This is a genomic window from Peribacillus sp. NPDC097197 (assembly GCF_050278025.1).
Taxonomy (GTDB): Bacteria; Bacillota; Bacilli; order Bacillales; family DSM-1321; genus Peribacillus.
The window spans coordinates 31,847-54,133 of record NZ_JBNNST010000022.1 but is presented as its reverse complement, the minus strand read 5'-3'; the positions used below and the strand labels follow the sequence as shown (position 1 = coordinate 54,133).

General features: G+C 40.2%; 19 protein-coding genes. 10 read left to right on the top strand and 9 right to left on the bottom strand.

Annotation, left to right across the window (positions count from 1 at the left end):
* Positions 1-312: 312 nt before the first annotated feature.
* The 8 genes from ACQKL6_RS19435 to dnaA form a co-directional block, all read right to left on the bottom strand.
* Complete coding sequence (locus ACQKL6_RS19435) at positions 313-1,308, bottom strand: HD-GYP domain-containing protein (protein WP_427651770.1); 996 nt, start codon at positions 1,306-1,308, stop codon at positions 313-315.
* Positions 1,309-1,586: 278 nt separating this feature from the next.
* On the bottom strand, positions 1,587-4,166 hold the full coding sequence (gene gyrA, locus ACQKL6_RS19430; RefSeq protein ID WP_402991096.1) for a DNA gyrase subunit A: 2,580 nt from the start codon (positions 4,164-4,166) through the stop codon (positions 1,587-1,589).
* A 95-nt stretch (positions 4,167-4,261) separates the two neighbouring features.
* The gene (gyrB, locus tag ACQKL6_RS19425) at positions 4,262-6,187 is read right to left on the bottom strand and encodes a DNA topoisomerase (ATP-hydrolyzing) subunit B (protein WP_402871286.1); all 1,926 of its coding nucleotides are present in this window, start codon (positions 6,185-6,187) and stop codon (positions 4,262-4,264) included.
* Between the two features lie 73 nt (positions 6,188-6,260).
* Positions 6,261-6,512: an extracellular matrix regulator RemB gene (remB, locus tag ACQKL6_RS19420; protein WP_402869910.1), complete on the bottom strand. Its 252-nt coding sequence runs from the start codon at positions 6,510-6,512 to the stop codon at positions 6,261-6,263.
* Between the two features lie 12 nt (positions 6,513-6,524).
* The gene (gene recF / locus ACQKL6_RS19415) at positions 6,525-7,643 is read right to left on the bottom strand and encodes a DNA replication/repair protein RecF (protein ID WP_402869912.1); all 1,119 of its coding nucleotides are present in this window, start codon (positions 7,641-7,643) and stop codon (positions 6,525-6,527) included.
* Between the two features lie 21 nt (positions 7,644-7,664).
* Entirely contained in the window at positions 7,665-7,877 is a 213-nt protein-coding gene (yaaA, locus tag ACQKL6_RS19410; protein ID WP_402869913.1) for a S4 domain-containing protein YaaA, read from the bottom strand.
* Positions 7,878-8,089: 212 nt separating this feature from the next.
* Positions 8,090-9,226 carry a DNA polymerase III subunit beta gene (gene dnaN, locus ACQKL6_RS19405; protein WP_402869915.1) on the bottom strand — a complete coding sequence of 379 codons (1,137 nt, stop codon included), beginning with the start codon at positions 9,224-9,226 and terminating at the stop codon, positions 8,090-8,092.
* Between the two features lie 191 nt (positions 9,227-9,417).
* The gene (gene dnaA, locus ACQKL6_RS19400; protein WP_402869917.1) at positions 9,418-10,767 is read right to left on the bottom strand and encodes a chromosomal replication initiator protein DnaA; all 1,350 of its coding nucleotides are present in this window, start codon (positions 10,765-10,767) and stop codon (positions 9,418-9,420) included.
* A 963-nt stretch (positions 10,768-11,730) separates the two neighbouring features.
* Here dnaA and rpmH point away from each other — a divergent pair.
* From rpmH to ACQKL6_RS19350, 10 genes are all read left to right on the top strand, one after another.
* Positions 11,731-11,865, top strand: coding sequence for a 50S ribosomal protein L34 (gene rpmH / locus ACQKL6_RS19395; RefSeq protein WP_402869919.1), 135 nt, complete (start codon positions 11,731-11,733; stop codon positions 11,863-11,865).
* A gap of 81 nt (positions 11,866-11,946) precedes the next feature.
* Positions 11,947-12,300, top strand: a complete 354-nt coding sequence (rnpA, locus tag ACQKL6_RS19390; protein WP_402955098.1) for a ribonuclease P protein component — start codon at positions 11,947-11,949, stop codon at positions 12,298-12,300.
* Positions 12,301-12,461: 161 nt separating this feature from the next.
* Positions 12,462-13,250, top strand: coding sequence for a YidC family membrane integrase SpoIIIJ (gene spoIIIJ, locus ACQKL6_RS19385; RefSeq protein ID WP_402869925.1), 789 nt, complete (start codon positions 12,462-12,464; stop codon positions 13,248-13,250).
* Positions 13,247-13,867, top strand: coding sequence for an RNA-binding cell elongation regulator Jag/EloR (gene jag, locus ACQKL6_RS19380; RefSeq protein WP_427651768.1), 621 nt, complete (start codon positions 13,247-13,249; stop codon positions 13,865-13,867). Before spoIIIJ ends, jag begins: the two co-directional genes overlap by 4 nt.
* A 376-nt stretch (positions 13,868-14,243) precedes the next feature.
* Positions 14,244-15,629, top strand: coding sequence for a tRNA uridine-5-carboxymethylaminomethyl(34) synthesis GTPase MnmE (gene mnmE / locus ACQKL6_RS19375; RefSeq protein ID WP_427651766.1), 1,386 nt, complete (start codon positions 14,244-14,246; stop codon positions 15,627-15,629).
* Between the two features lie 21 nt (positions 15,630-15,650).
* On the top strand, positions 15,651-17,537 hold the full coding sequence (mnmG, locus tag ACQKL6_RS19370) for a tRNA uridine-5-carboxymethylaminomethyl(34) synthesis enzyme MnmG (RefSeq protein ID WP_427651764.1): 1,887 nt from the start codon (positions 15,651-15,653) through the stop codon (positions 17,535-17,537).
* Between the two features lie 31 nt (positions 17,538-17,568).
* The gene (gene rsmG / locus ACQKL6_RS19365) at positions 17,569-18,285 is read left to right on the top strand and encodes a 16S rRNA (guanine(527)-N(7))-methyltransferase RsmG (protein WP_402869937.1); all 717 of its coding nucleotides are present in this window, start codon (positions 17,569-17,571) and stop codon (positions 18,283-18,285) included.
* Between the two features lie 351 nt (positions 18,286-18,636).
* A complete protein-coding gene (noc, locus tag ACQKL6_RS19360; protein ID WP_402869940.1) occupies positions 18,637-19,503 on the top strand; it encodes a nucleoid occlusion protein in 867 nt (288 codons plus the stop codon).
* A 232-nt stretch (positions 19,504-19,735) separates the two neighbouring features.
* On the top strand, positions 19,736-20,497 hold the full coding sequence (locus ACQKL6_RS19355) for a ParA family protein (RefSeq protein ID WP_402871289.1): 762 nt from the start codon (positions 19,736-19,738) through the stop codon (positions 20,495-20,497).
* Entirely contained in the window at positions 20,490-21,350 is an 861-nt protein-coding gene (locus ACQKL6_RS19350) for a ParB/RepB/Spo0J family partition protein (RefSeq protein ID WP_402869943.1), read from the top strand. The genes ACQKL6_RS19355 and ACQKL6_RS19350 overlap by 8 nt, the downstream gene beginning before the upstream one ends.
* Positions 21,351-21,443: 93 nt before the next feature.
* Here the strand turns inward: ACQKL6_RS19350 and yyaC are convergent, their stop codons facing one another.
* Complete coding sequence (gene yyaC / locus ACQKL6_RS19345; protein WP_402869946.1) at positions 21,444-22,076, bottom strand: spore protease YyaC; 633 nt, start codon at positions 22,074-22,076, stop codon at positions 21,444-21,446.
* Positions 22,077-22,287: the final 211 nt, after the last annotated feature.

The following is a 22,287-nucleotide window of genomic DNA, read 5'->3' as shown; positions in this document are numbered from 1 at the left end:
GAAATGTTTGACTTGCTCATTTTGCTTTTTTATAGTGTGTGCTCACTCAAAATTTACGTTGGCGCTTTGTTTTGTTCAGTTTTCAAAGAGCAATTATTCAATCGCCCTGAAGCGACTTTAACAATATATCAAATATATTGTTTGTTGTCAACAACTTTTTATTAACTCGCTGTCGACTTAATTAGTATATCTATTATCGCTACTAATTGCAAGTGTTATTTTAAAATAAAATAAAATGACCAATAGGTTCACCTTGAATCGTCACCCTTTTATAAGGAGGCTTACTAATTAATCTAGTAAGCTACCCATAAATTATAGGATTTCCTCTATATATATTTCCCTATTGGATCCCAAATCAATTATATCACCATTATCATATAAACGAACCAGTGGCCTAGTTTGTGAATTAGCATTTATGAACATGATCTCAGCTATGGAACCATCATTTAATTTGACTTTGGTCCCAACCGCAAAACTGGAGAAGCAAGCTAAAAGCGCTTGAACGACCGTAATGTCAAATTGGCCAAAACTATCATGGAGAATCATTTCCACTACTTTGAACGGCGGCTTTTTCTTTCTATAGACTCTTTCGGATGTCATTGCATGAAAAACATCCGCCACTGCTATTATTTTCGAGAATAGATGCATGGTTTTCGCTCTCATCTTGTGAGGATACCCGCTCCCATCCACCCTCCCGTGATGCTCTAGTACTGCTAGCTTCACGCTATCCGTAATGATTGAACTATCTTTAATCATTTGATAACTGAAAATGGGGTGATTCTGGACCTCTTCATTCTCTTCCAAAGACAAGCTTGTGGCTTTATTGAAAATGCTGGGGGGGAGTTTGGCCATCCCACAGTCAGCCAAGCACCCACCAAGAGCTACTTGGTAGATATCAGCTAACTCACATTTCATTTTAAACGCGATGAGTGCTCCTATTAAGCCAGTTGATATAGCATGGTGATAGATATAATCTTCTTTATTGCTGTAATGATGAAGCTTCAGGATAGCACTCGGTTCTTCCAATGCTTTAACCACTAGAGGGATAAGAGGCGACCGAATGATGGACACTTCGACTTTACTACCTGCCTGCCAATTTTTAAAAAGCTGCTTATAGGTTTGGACAGTTTTTAAATAGTGGGTGATGAAGTCGGAGGAATCTTCTGTATCGTCTAGTTCCTTATCAATGATTTCCTTCGGGATAAATCTTTCTCCGTCAATCAACATCTTTTCAACACTAACTTCTTGTATTAAGAAGACTTTCAAGACTTCTATCAATTCAGAAGTCAATATCGTTTTCTTATTCATGATAGGGTGGCCCATGTATCCCTTAATATCTTTTGAAAGTATGCAACCTTCTACTAAAAAGTCGGTTTTCACCAGCAAAACTGTTCACCTCTGTAACAGTTATTTAACACAGACTATTTTACTAGAAAATTATGGAGATATCCATCTTTTTTATGATAAATTACCTATTAATCATTCAATGATTCAAAAAATAAGTTAGGTATTTATAACCACATTGGTGTATGTACAACAAAAAAAGGCCCAGCTAAATTAGCCTGGGTCCCCTTTGCTACACCTTTTTATTCTTCCGTATCTGTATCTGTATCTACATCTATTTCAGTTTCATCGTTCACTGCAGTTTCACCAGCGTCTTGAACTGACTCCTCAACAGGAGCATCTTCATCGATGCCTTCTACTGGTTCAAGAAGTTCTTCTTCTTCCTCTTCACGTCCAACGATAGCCACAGTCGAAACATATTCATTTTCCGAAGACTCAAGACGGATGAGCTTAACACCCTGTGTATTACGACCTGTCTTAGAAATTCCTTCAACTTCCATTCGGATCAATACACCGGCAGCTGTAATCAGCATCAAGTCTTCTTCTTCCCCTGTAACGGTTTTCACGGCAACAAGCTCACCGTTTTTCTCTGTGACATTACAAGTTTTGATACCTTTACCACCACGGCTTTGGATACGGTATTCCTCAGCGTTTGTCCGCTTTCCATAACCATTTTTCGTAACAATCAGTACTTCTTCATCTTCTTCCAAAATCTCCATGCCGATTACTTCATCGGAGGCTCTTAAGGAAATTCCTTTTACCCCAGCAGCTGTACGTCCCATTGTACGGACATCGGTTTCTGGGAAACGAATCATCATTCCCGCTTTAGTACCGATGATAATTTGCTTTTCGCCATTCGTGAGTCGAACCGAAATCAGTTCATCATCTTCACGGAGACCTACAGCTATCAATCCATTATTTCGGATATTAGCGAAGGATGACAACGGTGTACGCTTAGATATACCGTGTCTTGTTGTGAAGAACAAGTACCAATCATTAGTGAATTCCCTCACTGGAATGATTGCATTGACCCATTCTCCTTTATCAACTTCTAACAGATTGATAAGAGGGAGCCCTTTTGCTGTCCGTCCATATTCAGGTATTTCATATCCTTTAGAACGATAGACTTTCCCTTTATTGGTGAAGAATAATAATGTATCGTGAGTCGATGTCGTTAACAGATGATCGACAAAGTCGTCAGCATTTGTACCCATACCTTGTATGCCTCGCCCTCCACGTTTTTGACTACGATACGTAGTGGCAGGTAACCGTTTGATATATCCATTATGCGTTAGGGTCACGATAATATTTTCTTCAGGGATTAAATCCTCATCTTCCAGACTTTCAAAACCTACTAATGTAATTTCAGTTCTCCTCTTATCATTGAAACGCTCTTTTATTTCTAGAAGCTCTTCACGAATGATTTCAAGAACCTTCTCTTCATTGGCCAAGACCGCTTTGAATTCTGCGATCAATGCCATCAAGGCTTGATACTCTTCTTCAATTTTTTCTCGTTCCAAACCAGTTAAGCGTTGTAAACGCATATCCAAAATAGCTTGGGCTTGCTTTTCTGAAAGCGAGAATTGAGTCATTAACCCTTCTCTAGCTATTTCAGTAGTCTGTGAACCACGTATTAATGCAATGACTGCATCCAAATTATCAAGTGCTACTCGTAATCCCTCTAGTATATGGGCCCGAGCTTCCGCTTTACGCAGTTCAAATTCCGTTCTACGACGAATGACAATCTTTTGATGTTCCAAGTAATGATACAGGCATTCCTTCAAGTTCAAGACCTTAGGCTGCCCGTTTACCAAAGCAAGCAGGTTAATTCCAAAAGTCGTTTGCATGGCAGTATGTTTGTATAAATTATTTAGGAGGACATTCGCATTTACGTCTTTCCTAAGCTCCATGACAATTCTCATACCGTTACGATCCGACTCATCCCGTAGATCGGTTATGCCTTCAATCCTCTTATCCCGAGCAAGCTCGGCAATTTTTTCTATCAATCTTGCCTTGTTCACTTGATAAGGGATTTCCTTAACGATAATGACTTGTTTACCATTGGCTTTCTCTTCGATTTCAACTCTAGCACGTTGAATGATTGAACCTTTTCCTGTTTCATAGGCTTTCCTGATACCACTCCGGCCTAATATAAGCCCTGCAGTCGGGAAATCGGGTCCAGGAATGTGTTCCATCAACTCTGGAATCGTAATTTCTGGATTTTTACTTAATGCCAATACGCCATCAATTACCTCACCTAATTGGTGAGGAGGGATATTGGTTGCCATTCCGACAGCTATCCCTGAAGAACCATTCACTAATAAGTTTGGGAAACGAGCCGGCATAACAGCAGGCTCTCTTTCCGAACCATCATAGTTATCTTGGAAGCTAACTGTATCTTTGTTTAAATCACGAAGCAATTCCATCGATATTTTCGACATCCTTGCTTCCGTATACCTCATTGCAGCCGCTTGGTCACCATCGACAGATCCGAAGTTCCCATGACCGTCGACAAGCATATAACGATAGTTAAAGGGCTGCGCCATCCGGACCATCGTTTCATACACAGCAGAATCACCATGAGGATGATACTTACCGATTACTTCACCTACAATACGGGCTGATTTTTTAAATGGTTTATCCGACGTCATCCCAAGATCATTCATTGCATAAAGAATTCTCCGGTGCACCGGTTTCAAGCCATCCCTTACATCAGGCAAAGCCCGAGCTACAATAACACTCATGGCATAATCTAAAAAGGACGTCCGCATTTCCTTGCTTATATTTATCTCTTGCACACCTGATCTTTCTATTTCTGACATGGAGCCAACCTCCTTTATAAAGCTTATACTTTCATTTTTGGATCGGGTCGTGAACTATGTAAAGAACAGGATATAAGATCATCCTGTTAAACAAATTAAATATCTAGATTTTTTACATAAATCGCGTTTTCTTCAATGAAATTTCGACGTGGTTCAACCTTATCCCCCATGAGCATCTCGAACGTTTCATCCGCTTCAACGGCATCTTTTAAACTAACCTGAAGCAATGTTCTCGTGTCAGGGCTCATGGTCGTATCCCATAGTTGTTCTGGATTCATTTCCCCCAGCCCTTTATAGCGCTGTAGGTTAGGCTTCGGTGTGCTTGGAAGGCTTGCCATTATTGTTTCAAGCTCCCGGTCATTATAGGCATAATCCACCTTTTTCCCCTGTTGAATCTTGAAAAGAGGTGGCTGGGCGATATAGATATAACCATATTCGATGATTTTTCTCATATAGCGGTAGAAGAATGTCAGCATCAACGTTCTAATATGGGCACCATCTACATCCGCATCGGTCATGATGACAATTTTATGATATCTTGCCTTTTCAATATTGAATTCATCGCCAATACCCGTTCCAAGTGCAGTAATAATCGTACCAATCTCCTCATTATGAAGAATTCGATCCAATCGCGCTTTTTCAACGTTTAAAATTTTACCCCGTAGTGGCAAAATAGCTTGGAAGTGGCGGTCACGGCCTTGTTTGGCAGATCCTCCGGCAGAGTTTCCTTCCACGATGTACAATTCGCTGATACTAGGATCCTTGGACGAACAATCCGCCAGTTTACCCGGTAGATTGGAGACTTCCAATGCACTTTTTCTTCTTGTTAACTCACGTGCTTTCTTGGCAGCCATTCTTGCCCTTGCAGCCATAAGCCCTTTATCTATGATTTTTCTGGCGACTGCAGGGTTTTCGTATAAGAAGGAATCCAACCTTTCGGAAAGAATGGAATCCGTTACAGTCCTGACTTCAGAGTTCCCCAGTTTTGTTTTCGTTTGCCCTTCGAATTGGGGCTCAGGGTGCTTAATCGATATGATTGCGGTTAATCCTTCACGCACATCTTCACCAGAGAAATTATTATCCGCTTCCTTCAAAAGTCCGTTTTTCCTAGCGTAATCATTGATTACGCGGGTCAACGCAGTCTTGAAACCTGATTCATGCGTACCGCCTTCATAGGTATGAATATTATTGGCAAAAGAAAAAAGGTTACTAATATAGCTATCATTGTATTGAAGAGCTAACTCGATAGAAATGCCATCTTTTTCGCCTTCCATGAAAATGGGTTCTTCATGGAGTACTTCTTTAGAACGGTTCAAATGCTCTACATATGACTTAATTCCACCTTCATAGTGGAATTCCTTGATTTTTTCCTCTTCTTCACGCTTATCTTCAATGATCAGCTTCAATCCTTTATTTAGGAAAGCGAGCTCTCGGATACGAGTTGCCAGCGTATCAAAATCATATTCTATGGATTCCGTGAATATTTCCTTATCCGGAACAAAGTGGACCGTTGTACCCGTATGGTCAGTTTCTCCGATAACCTTTAGGTCCTCTTTAGGTACACCACGATTAAATTGTTGATAGTGTATTTTTCCGTCACGATGAACAAATACTTCTAACACTGTCGATAGGGCATTTACGACTGAGGCACCTACACCATGCAGACCTCCGGAAACCTTATAGCCTCCGCCGCCGAACTTCCCACCAGCATGAAGTACAGTCATGATTACTTCTACTGCAGGACGACCCATTTTTTCATGTATACCCACTGGTATACCACGACCATTATCGACAACAGTAATACTGTTGTCCTTTTCAATTGTCACTTTTATTTCATCACAAAAACCTGCTAGCGCTTCATCAATACTATTATCGACAATTTCCCAAACAAGATGGTGAAGTCCTTTTGCAGATGTGGTACCGATATACATGCCGGGACGCTTACGTACTGCTTCTAAGCCTTCTAAAACCTGTATCTGATTCTCATCGTATGCCTGAGCTTGTACTTCTTTTTGTTCCATTGTCATACGTATCCACCTACACTTTTCTTTTGGCATTTATCACTTTAAAGGATAACAATAATCTATAGAGCATTTATTCATCGATTAAGGAAGGTGACTGCAGCGAGCGTTTTTTCAGGGTGACCGAGGCAAGCGGTGAATAATAGACCTGCTTTTCTGTCACTACAATCGATTTAATCGAGTTTTTTGTTAAATGAGAGATCACATCTACCCTTTTCTCCAAGAATTCATCGATTATGGGAGAGGAGTGAAGCATCTTTTTATCTAAAATAGCTATGATATCATCCGTTTTCACAAGAATATCCTCACCAATATGGAGATACATGCTTTCACCTCGTTATTTAAGCTTTTTTATACTGCCTTGACTCACATAAAAGGTGGACGCTTCTCTGAGGGTTTGATGATCGATTCCATCGATAGAAGGTGTCGTCACAAACGTCTGCACTTTTCCTTGTATCGTATTTAGTAAATGAGTTTGACGATAATCGTCAAGTTCCGATAACACATCATCCAATAGTAAAATCGGATACTCACCGATTTCCTCATGAATCAATTCAATTTCAGCAAGTTTCAAAGATAACGCAGTCGTACGCTGCTGTCCCTGGGAACCATAGGTCTGGACATCACGGTCATTTACATAAAAAGTCAAATCATCCCGGTGAGGTCCTATCAAGGTTACGCCCCGCTCAATTTCTCTTGCCTTTATTTTATCAAATTTTTCTGTGTATACTTCTATTATTTTCGTCAAATTCATGGATTCTGATACATCAAGCGACGGCTTATATTGGATTTTCAATACTTCTAGATTCCTGGAGATCCCTGAATGAATCGGCTCTGCCCATTGCTGAAGCTTAGAAAGAAAGTGAAACCTTCTTTCGACAATTTTCGCTGCATACTGAATAATCTGGTCAGTTAATACATCAAGCATCGCCTCGTCCTTTTGTTTACGGGTCTGCAGAAGCTTTAAGTAATGATTTCTTTGTTGAAGTATTTTATGATATTGGCTCATATCATGAAGGTATACAGGAGAAACCTGGCCAATTTCCATATCTATAAAACGGCGTCTGACTTGAGGACTTCCCTTTACGAGATTCAAGTCCTCAGGAGCAAACATGACCACATTCATATTGCCGACATACTGACTTAATTTTCTCTGTTCAATATGGTTGCACTTCGCCTTTTTACCCTTTTTCGAAATGGTCAGCTCAAGTGGGATTGATGTATTTCTCTTTCTTACTCTGCCTTCTATTTTAGCATACTCTTCATCCCAGCGAATAAGTTCTTTGTCATTTGATGTACGGTGGGATTTTGCCATTGCTAATACGAAAATGGATTCCATTACATTTGTTTTTCCTTGGGCATTTTCCCCAAGGATTACATTGACCTTATTTTCAAAGGTAAGGTCTAATTCGGTATAGTTGCGGTAGTTTTTCAAACTTATTTTTTCAATGTACATAATCCGCTCTTCCCTTATGTTTTAGCTTGTTATTGTGAAGGTGCCGAATTCAGGGATTTCGATTTTATCACCTGACCGTAACTTTCTGCCTCGTCTCACATCTAATTCGCCGTTGATGAAAACCTCATATTCGCTTAAAAACCATTTTGACATGCCGCCGCTTTGAATTAAATCGGCCAACTTCAAGAATTGTCCTAGCGTAATATATTCCGTGCTTATTTTTATTGAGTCCATTAGGTGCCTCACTCATTTCTAAGTAGTCTTTAATACTTTATTTTACTAAATAAATTGGATTAAGACAAAGTATAGCTTTTGCTTATCCTTTATTTAACAGATTGTACCTTCTTTGCATAGGTTGCAGTCTTGGCTAATCCTTGTCTCCCCATACATTTGAGCTAAAAAATTAAAGACCCGGTAGCAGGTCTTTAATTTTGTGAAATATTATTTTAGTAAGTTCTTACTGGCAGGATTAATTGGAGCATTGATTCATCATGTAACGGTCGGATGACAAATGGACGCATAGCACCAGTAAAGTTTATTTTGATATCGGATCCTTCTAATGCCTTTAATGCATCCATGACAAATTTTGCACTGAAGGATATTTTCAAGTCTTCCCCTTCGATGGCTTCAGCTTGTACTTCCTCGCTCACTTTACCTATTTCTGGTGTATTGGAAGACACTTCGATGATGCGACCCTCTATGGTTGTTAGTTTAACCACATTATTTCTTCCCTCTCGAGCTAATAAAGATGCCCGATCAATCGCTTGCAGGAAGTCTTTTGTATGGACTGTCACATCCGTTTTGCTATCGGTTGGAATCAATCGGGAAGTGTCCGGGTAGTTTCCTTCAAGTAGACGTGAGAAGAACAATAGGTTTTCTGCTTTGAATAAGACTTGGTTATCCGTGATGACGATTTCTATAAGTTCATTCGTATCATCCAGAATCTTACTTAACTCGCTTAGGCTTTTCCCTGGAATGACGACACTATAAGCTCCGTTAATCTTGTTCTCAATTTTAGCTGTCCTCATGGCCAATCTATGACTATCTGTTGCAATACAGGTTAATTCGTCATCCTGAACCTTCAAGTTTACACCTGTTAAGATAGGTCGTGTTTCTGAGGTGGACACTGCAAACCCGGTTTGACGAATCAGTGTTTTTAAAAGATCCGTTGGAAGTTTGAAGATATTTTCTTCTTCAATGATCGGTAAATGAGGATATTCTTCAGGATCTAATCCATTTAAGTTAAATTCAGCTTTACCAGACCGGATGATCGTTTGAAAATTATTTTGGACCTCGATTTCTACTGTATCCATCGGTAGTTTTTTGACGATTTCACTGAAAAAGCGTGCATTAAGGACAATTCCACCGCTGCTTTTAACTTCGACGATTTCATCACCATCTACTTCAGCTGGAATAAATGACTGTATGGAAATATCCGAGTCACTTCCTGTTAAGGTAACTCCTTCTGTTGTCACACTTATTTTTATCCCCGTTAAAATAGGAATCGTCGTTCTCGATGTGATAGCTTTCATTACTTCTTGGACACTATGAACTAATCGATCTCTTTGAATTACGAATCTCATGTTCCATCCTCCAATTTTAATTGCCTAAATGGCATATTTATTAATAATTTTATTTAAAAAAGATAGTAGTAATAGTAGTAGGGCTTGTGGATATGTGGATAACCCGGTTGAAGCTAAGATAAAACAGTCTATCCACATGTGGACAGACTGTGTGTAAGTAGTCATCAGTTATACACATTATCCAGAATCTATTATACCTTCAATTGATCCTGGATTTCCTTGACCTGACGTTGCAGCTGGGTATCCGTTTGCATAAGTTTCGAGATTTTTTCATGGGCATGGATGACGGTCGTATGGTCTCGCCCTCCGAATTCATCGCCTATTTTAGGCAGCGAAAAGTCGGTCATTTCCCGGGAGAGGTACATAGCAATCTGTCTTGGAAAAGCTACGGATTTAGTCCTCTTTTTCGCTTTGAAGTCCTCAAGTTTTACGCTGTAATGCTCACCGACCGTTTTTTGAATTTCCAAGATCGTGATTATTTTAGGTTTTGAGCTTGGAATGATGTCTTTCAAAGCCTCAGCAGCTAAATCAGCATTAATATCTTTATTGATCAGCGAAGAATAGGCGACAACACGAATAAGTGCACCTTCAAGCTCCCTGATGTTCGAATCGATTTGGTTGGCTATATAAAGCATTACTTCATTCGGAATATCGAGTCCTTCCGCCTTGGCCTTTTTACGTAAAATGGCAATCCTCGTTTCTAAGTCAGGTGGCGTAATATCCGTAATCAAGCCCCATTCAAAGCGGGAACGGAGACGATCTTCAAGTGTTGGAATCTCTTTGGGTGGACGATCACTCGAGATGACGATCTGTTTACTTTCTTCATGCAAGGCATTGAATGTATGGAAAAACTCTTCTTGAGTTTGTTCTTTTCCTGCTAGGAATTGAATATCATCAATTAATAAAACATCTACCGTACGATATCTATCACGAAATTCCCCGGCCTTATTATCCCGGATCGAATTGATGAATTCATTCGTGAATTTTTCAGAGGATAGATAAACGACTTTTGCCTTTGGATTATGCTCAAGTACGTAATGACCAATGGCATGCATTAAATGAGTCTTACCAAGCCCTACTCCTCCATATATAAACAACGGGTTATAGGCTTTGGCGGGTGCTTCTGCGACAGCGAGAGACGCAGCATGGGCAAAACGATTGCCGGAGCCAATGACAAACGTATCGAAGGTATTTTTCGAGTTAAGCATATGCTGTGGAAATGGATTGTTTTCCTTATCCTGTTTTTTTATCTTTTTAGGCTGAACGGGAGCGGAAAAGTCATCATCTTCCTGATTGGGCGGAATAATGAACTTCGCTTCCAATTCTTCGCCGGTCAGTTCGAATAAAACATCAGAAATAAGGTGAGAATAACGTTCCTCAAGCCAATCCCTAGCAAATTCATTGGGAGCGGTGACTGTTAAGATGTCACCTTGAAGTAAATAAGCTTTAGTTGATTTAAGCCAAGTTTCAAAGCTTGGTTTACTGATCTTTTTCTCAATTTTTCCGAGTGCCTGATTCCAGAGGCTATCGATGTTATCCAAACTTATCCCTCCTTTGCAAAATATTTTTCTAAAAGTATTAAAAGGTCTAGGCACAAATAAACTCATCGATCGCTGTCTTAAAAAAATTTGGACAGCAAAAGTTCGGTGAGCTGTATAAGGGATGTTGGATGTCACTAAAAGGTGAGGTCCCTGGAACGATATCGCGCATTGTACAACCTTTGTATAAATAACATCTTGTAATAAGATGCAGGTCCGTATGTTTATTCATCAACAGGCATGTCTTGAAATATATAATAAGAAGATAATAGGTTTTTCGACAATATCCACTGTTTGTGGACAGATTAATATTCACAGGTCGAATAAACTATCCACAAGTTATGCACAGTCTGTGGATAACCGTTATCTGTTGATAAAGTTATTCAGAGTGAAAACACAAATATAATATCAGAAATTTGGACGTCTTGCAATGGCTTAGTGAACTTTATCCACAACTCAAAGGGCCTGTGGGAAAAACTTTTCCACAGGCTTCTTTTTTGTGTAAAACTATACGAAATGGGCTGTGGATAGAAAAAAACATGTCGAATTTTATCCACAGATGGAGTGATGGCGTCGAATTCCTCTAAATTATTTTATTGATGGATGGAACTAAAACAGGTTGTATACTGATTCCCCATCACTGCATTTATGCCATTCAGGTGTCCCTAGTTCCTCTATAAAACGAAAGCGGAAGTTCACAAATGTTTTTGTCGATTCGTTATATGCATGGTAAAGTAGTATGAAGAGGGATCAATTAGGTTAAAATTCATGAAATGTACCCTCTGACCAAAAATTTCTATATCAGTTATAGGCAAAATCATTTACAATAGGCTAGGTAGTAAAAAACCCACTGGACATTAAGCAAAAAGTAAATATTTTTCTAGATGTAGTTGACAAGTAGAAAGCAACATCTATATAATTGTAAGGACTGTCTTTAACTGTTATTCCTCAGGGAGGTGTCATATAATGAAAAGAACTTATCAACCGAATAATCGCAAACATAGTAAAGTTCACGGTTTCCGTGCACGTATGAGCACGAAAAACGGACGTAACGTAATCGCTGCACGTCGCCGTAAAGGAAGAAAAGTACTATCTGCATAGACCACTGAAAAGTCTCAGTGGTTTTTTTTCGCTAAATAAAGGATTTACTGAGACTCAATTCATTCTAATGAAGGTGTAAAGATGAAAAAAAAGTTAAGGATAAAGAAAGAGGACGAATTCCAACTCGTTTTTAAAAAGGGAGAATCCTCTGCCAATCGACAATTCGTTATCTATGTCCTTCAAAAGCCCGAGCAGGAATATTTCCGCATAGGCCTCTCTGTCAGTAAGAAGATTGGGAATGCCGTTGTTCGGAATCAAATTAAAAGATACATACGGCAAGCATTTTTAGAATTGAAAGAGGATATAGAAGAGGGAAAAGACTATATTGTGATTGCTAGAAAACCAGCGGCAGAAATGGACTTTTCTCAAGTGAAAAGCAGTTTGATCCATGTCCTGAAGCGTTCTAAATCGCTAAATTTCAAAAAAATAAAATAAACCCTTAAAAACTCCTTTTTCGACATAGTTATTAATTATGCTTTGAAAAAATAGAATTTCATCGTTAAAAGTTGATAAGTGGGTGACTTTTCCTTGTAGTTCACTTGTGAACGGGTTACATTTATTCAAAAAGATTGATTGAAGTTAGGAGGAAAAAACGGTTGAAGAAACGAATATTACTCATCATTGGATTAGCTTCGATAATGATGTTGCTATCAGGATGTACGGAGATCAAAGAACCGATAACGGCAGATAGTGAAGGGTTCTGGAATTCATATATTGTCTATCCGTTATCATCCCTCATTATTTATATTTCTGAATTATTTGGCGGAAGCTACGGTTTGGGAATCATTGCGGTTACCTTAATCATACGCTTGATATTACTTCCACTTATGATTAAACAGGTGAAAAGTTCAAAAGCAATGCAAGCCATTCAACCAGAAATGAAAGAACTTCAAGCAAAATACAGCTCAAAAGACGCTGCCACACAACAAAAACTACAAAAAGAAACAATGGCGTTATTTTCAAAATATAATGTGAATCCATTGGCAGGATGTTTACCGATAGTGGTTCAAATGCCAATTTTGATTGGTTTTTATCATGCAATCAGCCGTACGCATGAGATTTCCCTGCATAGTTTTCTCTGGTTCGATTTAGGTTCTCCGGATCCTTATTATATCTTGCCGATCATAGCGGGTATTACAACTTTCATTCAGCAAAAGTTGTCAATGGCGGGAATGAACTCAAATCCGCAAATGGCGGCACAAATGACAATGATGCTTTACATCATGCCAGTCATGATTGTTATTTTTGCAATTAATTTTCCAGCTGCTCTTTCACTTTACTGGGTAGTGGGTAACCTTTTCGGCATCGTTCAAACATATTTCATTAAAGGTCCAGATCTTAGAAAAGCAGCTGCGGAAAACGCGGAGGGAGCAAAGAAAAAGTGAAAAAGATAACTGCTACAGGACAATCTGTCGAAGAAGCAGTCAATTCAGCTTTAGCTCAACTTAACAGCACAAGAGATCGCGTGGAAATTGAAATTGAGGATGAAGGAAAAAAAGGATTTTTGGGTTTGTTTGGGGCCAGGCAAGCAATCGTCCACGTGACATTGCCTGCTGATCCCGTTGAAGAATCCCTAAAGTTCCTGCAGGATATCACTCAAAAAATGGGAGTTAAGTCGGAAATCAGGGTTCAACGCCAGGGGAAGAACGTAACGTTCCATTTGTCAGGTGAAAAAATTGCCTTATTAATTGGTAAACGGGGTCAAACGTTAAATTCCCTTCAGTATTTAACACAATTGGTAGCCAGTCGCTATTCGAAGCAGTTTTTGAATGTGATTGTAGATGCAGAGGATTATCGCAACCGTCGAACGGATACTTTAATCCAATTAGCTGAAAGAATGGCCAATAAATCCCTGAAAACTGGTAAAACTGTTGCATTGGAGCCGATGCCGTCATATGAACGGAAGGTAATACATAAGGCTCTGCTTCATTATCCGAAAATCAAGACGACTTCCAATGGTACAGAACCATATCGCCATTTGGTCATCACTCCGGTTAAATAAACCTTCTGCTAATTAAGCGGAGGTTTTTTTTTTGCTTTATATAGAGGCGAACCGAAAGGAATGTCGACATTATCAAATGCTCCTTTAACTAAATCCTGATCACATATTATCCTTTCATTCCTCCCCTTCAATTTCTAAGGCTGACTCTTAAAAAAGGGACATGGAAAGAAAGTCAGGCTTTATTTGTTATTCACATGTGGATAAGTTAAAATGAAGGGTACAGAAATATAAGGTTTAAGGCATGTGGATAACTCTTGAAAGGAAGGAGTATCTACTTTTTTTCATGATTATACTGTGTTATTGTTGTAATTTAGGGATTCAAGATTTTTGTTTATCAAATAAATTAGAGAAACATTAATATACAAGAGGTGAAAGCATGGAATTCGATACAATCACCGCCATTTCAACTCCTTTAGGGGAAGGGGCAATTGCCATCGTAAGAATCAGCGGTGATGAGGCCATAGAAATAGCCGATAGAATATTTAAAGGACCAAGCGGTAAAAGTTTACGGAAAGTGGATTCACATACCATTCATTACGGGCACTTGGTTGTACCTAAAACTGGAGAAGTCATAGAAGAGGTTATGGTTTCTGTCATGAAAGGTCCTAAAACGTTTACGAGAGAAGATGTCGTTGAAATAAATTGTCATGGTGGAATCGTTTCGGTTAATCGGGTTTTACAGCTTATCCTCTCACAGAGAGCACGCTTGGCAGAGCCTGGTGAATTCACGAAACGAGCTTTTTTGAATGGGAGAATCGATCTCTCTCAAGCAGAAGCCGTCATGGATTTAATCCGAGCTAAAACGGATAAAGCGATGAATGTTGCGTTGGGTCAAATGGAAGGGCGGCTTTCGAAATTAATTCAAAAGCTGCGACACGAAATATTACAGACTCTCGCACAGGTCGAGGTGAATATAGATTACCCAGAATATGATGATGTTGAAGAAATGACACATCGATTGTTTTTGGAAAAGGGCAGTTATGTCAAGGCAGAGATTGAAAAACTTCTCAGGACGGCCCAGCAAGGAAAAATTTTGCGGGATGGCTTGGCGACGGTTATCATCGGGCGTCCGAATGTCGGAAAATCGTCTTTGCTAAACAGCTTAGTGCATGAAAATAAGGCAATCGTTACCGATGTCCCAGGGACAACTCGAGACGTTATTGAGGAGTATGTCAATGTGCGTGGGGTGCCGCTAAAACTTGTCGACACAGCTGGTATTCGTGAAACGGAAGATATCGTTGAGCGGATTGGTGTGGAACGCTCCCGGGCGGTATTAAAAGATGCGGACCTGATTTTACTCGTTTTAAATTACTCCGATGACTTTACGCCGGAAGATGAAAAACTGTTCCAAGCAGTCGAAGGAATGGATGTCATCGTCATTATCAATAAAACGGACCTGCCACAGAAAATCAATATGGAGCAGGTTAAGGAAAAGGCAGCCGCACACAAAATAGTCACTACATCTTTACTGGAAGATGAAGGTGTCGATGAATTGGAAGAAGCGATTGCTTCTTTATTCTTCGAGGGCTCTTTGGAAGCGGGGGACATTACCTATGTTTCCAACGCCCGTCATATTGCGCTGCTCGGACAGGCCTTGCAATCGATCGAGGATTCCATGGAAGCAATCGAGATGGGAACGCCGATTGACTTAGTTCAGATCGATTTCACAAAGGCATGGGAATTACTCGGGGAAGTTATTGGTGAAAGTGTCCAGGATAATTTAATCAATCAATTGTTTTCACAATTTTGTCTAGGAAAGTAAGAGTAGAGGGAGGAAAATGATATGCAATATGAAGCAGGAAACTATGATGCCATCGTAGTTGGGGCAGGCCATGCAGGTAGTGAAGCGGGTCTTGCATCTGCTAGAGTCGGTGCCAAAACATTGATGATCACCATCAACTTAGATATGGTTGCCTTTATGCCATGCAACCCTTCTGTTGGAGGACCGGCAAAAGGGATTGTGGTCCGGGAAATTGATGCCTTAGGCGGCGAAATGGGTAAAAATATCGATAAAACGCACATTCAGATGAGAATGTTAAATACAGCGAAAGGTCCGGCCGTTCGTGCTTTACGTGCACAAGCAGATAAGTTTCTTTATCAGCAAGAAATGAAAAAGACGATAGAAGATGAGCCGAATTTAACGTTAATTCAAGGAATGGTTGAGGAATTGATTGTTGAAGATGGCGTTTGTAAAGGTGTCATCACAAAAACGGGTGCCATTTACCGTGCGAAAACTGTCGTTATTACGACTGGGACCTATTTACGGGGCGAAATCATTTTAGGGGAACTAAAATATTCAAGTGGTCCTAATAATCAGCAACCATCCATCAGGCTTTCCGAGCATTTGGAAGAGTTGGGCTTTGATTTGGTCCGGTTCAAAACGGGAACGCCTCCGCGCGTCAATAGTTCTTCTATTGATTACAGTAAAACGGAAATACAGCCGGGTGATGAAGTTCCACGTGCTTTTTCCTTTGAAACGACAAAATACATCACCGACCAATTGCCATGTTGGTTAACGTATACAAATGAAGGAACTCACCAGCTCATTGATGCGAATCTACACCGTTCCCCAATGTATTCTGGGATGATTAAAGGGACTGGCCCTCGTTACTGTCCATCGATAGAAGACAAAGTTGTACGCTTTAATGACAAGCCACGCCATCAGATATTCTTGGAACCGGAAGGACGCAATACCAAAGAAGTATATGTACAAGGATTGTCTACGAGCCTTCCCGAGGATGTCCAAATTAGGATCCTTCAGACCATACCAGGTCTTGAAAAGGCTGAGATGATGCGTGCAGGATATGCGATTGAATATGATGCTATCGTGCCGACACAACTTTGGCCAACATTGGAAACGAAAAAAGTGAAAAACCTGTATACAGCAGGTCAAATCAATGGGACATCAGGTTATGAAGAAGCGGCGGGCCAAGGATTAATGGCTGGTATTAATGCGGGCTTGAAAGCATTGGGAAAAGAAGAACTGATTCTAAGCCGGTCAGATGCATATATTGGCGTTTTAATCGATGATCTTGTGACAAAAGGTACGAATGAGCCTTATCGCCTGCTGACTTCTCGTGCAGAATACCGCTTACTGTTACGTCATGATAATGCAGACTTACGCCTGACCGAAATCGGTTTTAAAATTGGAATGATCAAAGAAGAGCGATATAATCGTTTCCTTATAAAGAGAGAGGCCGTGGAGACAGAACGAGAACGGTTGAAATCCACCTTCATTAAACCTACTCAAGAGGTGCAGGAGATTATCATCGCAAGTGGTGGGAGCGAACTAAAAGATGGGATTCGCGCTTCGGATTTATTGAAGCGGACAGAAATGGATTATTCCCACATTCAAAAGCTTGCTCCAAGTGATGTCGACCTAAGTGATGAAGTGAAGGAACAAGTCGAAATCCAGGTCAAGTATGAAGGATATATTGAAAAATCCTTACAGCAGGTTGACCGCCTCAAGAAAATGGAGAATAAAAAAATCCCAGAAAACATCGATTACGATGCAATCAATGGATTGGCTACGGAAGCTCGCCAAAAATTAAAACAGGTACACCCTCTATCCGTTGCCCAAGCTTCACGGATTTCAGGTGTGAACCCTGCTGATGTCTCTATTTTGCTAGTTTATTTAGAACAAGGAAAGATCGCTAAAATTTCTAAGTAAACGGAAATACCCGAAAAGGATTGAAGTAATCATGAATATTGAGCAATTCCAACAAGCGCTGCAGGAGAAAGGCATTGAACTTTCTCCACGCCAGCTTGAGCAATTTGATATGTACTATCATTTATTGGTGGAATGGAACGAAAAGATGAACCTAACGGCCATAACCGATAAAGAAGAAGTCTATTTAAAGCATTTTTATGATTCGATCAGCGCAGCTTTTTACTTCGATTTCAACAAGCCTCATCGTATTTGCGATGTGGGTGCCGGAGCTGGTTTCCCGAGTATCCCTTTGAAGATCTGTTTCCCGGATATTCATGTATCAATCGTTGATTCTTTGAATAAGCGCATCTCTTTTTTAAACCATCTTGCTGACTCTTTACAATTGTCAGGCGTATCGTTTTATCATGACCGTGCCGAAACATTTGCTCAGAAACCGGAACATCGTGAAACCTATGATGTTGTTATGGCAAGAGCGGTGGCAAGAATGTCTGTTTTGAGCGAGCTATGTTTACCCCTTGTTAAAACGGATGGGACATTCATTGCGATGAAAGCGGCCAGTGCCCATGATGAGATGGATACAGGAAAAAAGGCAATCTTCACATTAGGTGGGAAAATTGAGGAAATACACCCGTTCATATTGCCAGAAGAGAATAGTGAGCGAAATATCATTACGGTGAAAAAAGTGAAGAAGACTCCAAAAAAATATCCAAGAAAACCAGGTACACCGAATAAACAACCTATAGAATGACCGGTACGTGAATAGTCTGTTTATCACGATTCATACACGACTAGCACTTTACGATCCTTTCCTTTACTATAAATAATATAATTTCCATTTTATTTAATGTAAGCTGTCCCAGTGAACCAGTTTGGTGGGAAAAAGTTGGGGACTCTTAAATCGGCGGGGAAATAATCTTAGACAGGCGTCTACTATTAATAATAGCAAGACATTTAGGCTATGGAAATGCATTGGTGACGCCAGTCGACATGGTTATACAGCAATGGTCGATATGTATTTTCATGTCGGGAAATGTATGGAGGACTTGTTCTTTCCATAGAGAATATGTTATTTGGGAGTTTTAAAAGGTGGTGTAGGAAGATGAAGCATCCTTTTTCGCGTTTCTTAAGGTTTGGCGAAAAAGAAGAACAGCAACTTGAGATGGAGGCACCAAGCAATAATAATGAAGAAATAAGGAAAATTTCCATTTCTGATATTGTGCCAAATCGATTTCAACCAAGGACTGTATTTAACGACGATAAAATCTCGGAACTAGCTCAGACGATTCATACACATGGTATCATTCAACCGATTGTAGTTAGGGCATATGGTCAAGGGAAGTATGAAATCATTGCAGGTGAGCGTCGTTTTCGTGCTATGCAAAAGCTTGGTTGGGAGTTGGCACCAGCCATAATTAAAGATTTCACGGATACAGAAACGGCTTCAGTAGCGTTGATAGAGAATCTTCAGCGTGAAGAATTGACACCGATTGAAGAAGCGTTAGCATATGGGAAATTAATTGAGCTCCATAACTTAACGCAGGAAGCACTCGCTCAAAGATTGGGAATTGGCCAATCGACGGTTGCCAATAAACTTCGGTTGTTAAAATTGCCACAGGAAGTCCAAGAAGCACTGCTTCAAAAACAGATTACGGAACGTCATGCCCGTTCGCTGATTCCGTTGAAAAACCCGGAAAATCAAGTCAAGCTGCTTCAAGAAGTCATTGAAAGAGGTTTAAACGTCAAGCAGACGGAAGAGCTGGTTGTCAAGCTTCTTACTGGTACAAAGGATCATTCAAAGCCAAAGCCGAAACGCAAGGCATTTAGTAGGGACATGAGGATTGCGGTTAACACGATTCGCCAATCGCTGACCATGGTAACGGATAATGGCATAAACCTTGATGCAGAAGAAGAGGAATTCGAGGAATATTATCAGTTTACGATAAAAATCCCAAAGAAAAAGTCTTAATCTGGTATCATCCCCCGCTTGGTAGTCATCGATTACCAAGCTTTTTTCTTGTGATTCGCAGTGAAAAAAACGAAATATTTATCTCCAAAAACTGCATTTTTTGACTAATTTAAAAGAATACCGAATTTTTCGTCGAATTTAAGAATTCGAGTTCCTTCATCATTATTCATGATAAAATAGAAGAAATATAGTACGTTTAAGATAGATGAGATTGTTGAAAGCAGGTGAATTCGTGGGGAAGATTCTTGCCATTGCCAATCAAAAGGGCGGTGTTGGAAAAACGACAACTTCGGTCAGCCTCAGTGCTTGCCTTGCATATATAGGAAAGAAAGTCTTGTTGGTCGATATAGACCCTCAGGGTAATGCGACTAGCGGCACTGGTATTGATAAAGCAGATGTGGAACAGTGTATTTATGATGTATTGGTAGATGATGTCGAAGCCAGTACCGTAATCTTGGAAACAAAGGTTGAAAACTTATATGCCATACCTGCCACAATCCAATTAGCGGGTGCGGAAATTGAGTTGGTACCTACCATCTCCAGGGAAATTCGATTGAAGCGTGCATTAGAAGAGGTGCAAAGTCAGTTCGATTATATCGTCATCGATTGTCCACCTTCACTGGGCTTGCTCACACTGAATGCCTTGACGGCAGCCGATGCCGTTTTGATTCCCGTACAATGTGAATATTACGCATTGGAGGGATTGAGCCAGCTGTTGAATACGGTCCGTCTCGTGCAGAAGCATTTAAATCATGATTTAAAGATCGAAGGTGTTTTGCTGACGATGTTGGACGCCAGAACGAATCTAGGTCTTCAAGTGATTGAGGAAGTGAAAAAATACTTTCAGGATAAGGTATATCAAACTATCATTCCCCGAAATGTTCGTCTGAGTGAAGCACCGAGTCATGGGGAACCGATTATCATTTACGATCCGAAATCACGCGGTGCGGAGGTCTATCTACAATTGGCAAAGGAAGTGGTCTCAAATGGCTAAAGGACTTGGAAAGGGACTCGACGCACTCTTTCCTAATGTGGAAGTCAGCAAGGATGAAACTGTTCAGGAAATAAAATTGAGGGAATTAAGGCCCAATCCCCATCAGCCGCGAAAAAACTTCCGCCCCGAAGCGATTGAAGAACTTAAGCAGTCAATTTTGGAGCATGGGATCCTTCAACCGATTATTGCCCGGAAAAGTATTAGAGGATTTGAAATTGTAGCTGGAGAAAGACGATGCCGTGCGGCTAAGGAAGCCGGTTTAAAAACGGTTCCTGTCGTTGTCAGGGAGTTAAATGAACAGCAGATGATGGAACTGGCGATATTGGAAAACCTACAGAGGGAAGATTTGAATCCGATTGAGGAAGCGGCAGCTTATCAAACGTTGCTCGAAAAGTTAAATTTCACTCAAGAGCAATTAGCACACCGTCTTGGAAAAAGCCGGCCTCACATAGCTAACTATGTCCGCTTGCTCTCTTTGCCTGAAGAGATCAGGAACTATATATCAGAGGGCACGATCTCCATGGGGCATGGGCGTGCATTGCTAGGATTAAAGAAAAAAGAGCTGCTTAAGTCTGTCATAGATAAAATCCTCAAAGAAACGATGAACGTTCGGCAGCTGGAGAATTATATCCATCAGTTGAATGATACTGTTTCACGTGAAACGAAGAATGCCAAACAACCAAAAAAAGATATATTCATCAAACAAAGAGAGTCCATACTACGGGAGAAACTTGGGACCAGCGTGACCATAAAACAAAGCAAGAAAAAAGGGAAGATAGAAATAGAATTCTTTTCAAAAGAAGACTTAGATAGAATACTAGACTTAATCGACCAAGAAAACATCTCCTCATAGGAACCATGGACTCTAATGTTTCTTGTCCCACTATGTATGCATAAAAAATAAAGGAAGGGATGTCCCTTCCTTTATTTTTTATAAGTATCATTATTAAAGTGTTTTTTCCTTTTTGAATGACCAGGTAAATGGGGTGATGGATGGCTTGGCAGGATAATGTCGTTGTGCTTCATGAATGCCCTCGGCTATAGTTTTGGCCATTTTTAAAACCAGGTTAAGCCGTGTGTTCTGTAGGACCATGAATTCCATGAACCCACTGACATTCACGATGCCTGTAATATGGGCATGCCCAACGGCTGGTAGGTCTTTATTGACACCAGCACCAGGTTTCACTGGTCCTTTACCGAGTTGGACAATCCCCACGCTCTTTAGTTTACCTAAGCAGGCATCTATGCCAACGATAAATGCATTCACATGGACTTTTTTGATTTCATCTAACTTTTCCTGCAGGTTCATCGCATGTATAGGGTTATCGAGTGTCCCATATACATGGAATGAAGAAGCACCTAGTTCGGATTTTTCTTGAAGTAGGGTACCGACAAGTGGACCGAGGGAATCACCAGTAGAACGATCTGTGCCAATGCAGACAAAAACGATAGGCTGAAGCTTTCCTGAAGGCAAGAGATTGAGTAATTCCTGGGAAATTTGATTGGTTGCGTCCGCATCTTCATGCAGGATACGACTTAATCTAGTTTTGTTATTAAATAGATTAGAATTAAGATTCATCGGCTCCACTCCTTTACTTTGTTTTGTGTTAACAGTATACGGTTGAAAAGGAAAAAATATACGGGATATAGGTTAAATTGAGGGGGGAATTAATTATTAAGAACAGCTAATTGGCTGAAGGGCAAATGTGAATCTGTCCTTTCCTCTACCTCGTTGCTAGTTGCATAGCGATTTATAGTAAAAAGATCATGTTTTGAAATGGAAAAAAATT

Bases quoted from the DNA above. Each gene is read 5' to 3' on its own strand.
- yaaA (WP_402869913.1), bottom strand. From the start codon at position 7,877: ATGGACTCAATAAAAATAAGCACGGAATATATTACGCTAGGACAATTC.
- gyrB (WP_402871286.1), bottom strand. From the start codon at position 6,187: ATGGAACAAAAAGAAGTACAAGCTCAGGCATACGATGAGAATCAGATA.
- remB (WP_402869910.1), bottom strand. From the start codon at position 6,512: ATGTATCTCCATATTGGTGAGGATATTCTTGTGAAAACGGATGATATC.
- rsmG (WP_402869937.1), top strand. From the start codon at position 17,569: ATGAATATTGAGCAATTCCAACAAGCGCTGCAGGAGAAAGGCATTGAA.
- gyrA (WP_402991096.1), bottom strand. From the start codon at position 4,166: ATGTCAGAAATAGAAAGATCAGGTGTGCAAGAGATAAATATAAGCAAG.
- ACQKL6_RS19350 (WP_402869943.1), top strand. From the start codon at position 20,490: ATGGCTAAAGGACTTGGAAAGGGACTCGACGCACTCTTTCCTAATGTG.
- ACQKL6_RS19435 (WP_427651770.1), bottom strand. From the start codon at position 1,308: ATGAATAAGAAAACGATATTGACTTCTGAATTGATAGAAGTCTTGAAA.
- noc (WP_402869940.1), top strand. From the start codon at position 18,637: ATGAAGCATCCTTTTTCGCGTTTCTTAAGGTTTGGCGAAAAAGAAGAA.
- yyaC (WP_402869946.1), bottom strand. From the start codon at position 22,076: ATGAATCTTAATTCTAATCTATTTAATAACAAAACTAGATTAAGTCGT.
- recF (WP_402869912.1), bottom strand. From the start codon at position 7,643: ATGTACATTGAAAAAATAAGTTTGAAAAACTACCGCAACTATACCGAA.
- mnmE (WP_427651766.1), top strand. From the start codon at position 14,244: ATGGAATTCGATACAATCACCGCCATTTCAACTCCTTTAGGGGAAGGG.
- rnpA (WP_402955098.1), top strand. From the start codon at position 11,947: ATGAAAAAAAAGTTAAGGATAAAGAAAGAGGACGAATTCCAACTCGTT.
- dnaN (WP_402869915.1), bottom strand. From the start codon at position 9,226: ATGAGATTCGTAATTCAAAGAGATCGATTAGTTCATAGTGTCCAAGAA.
- rpmH (WP_402869919.1), top strand. From the start codon at position 11,731: ATGAAAAGAACTTATCAACCGAATAATCGCAAACATAGTAAAGTTCAC.
- mnmG (WP_427651764.1), top strand. From the start codon at position 15,651: ATGCAATATGAAGCAGGAAACTATGATGCCATCGTAGTTGGGGCAGGC.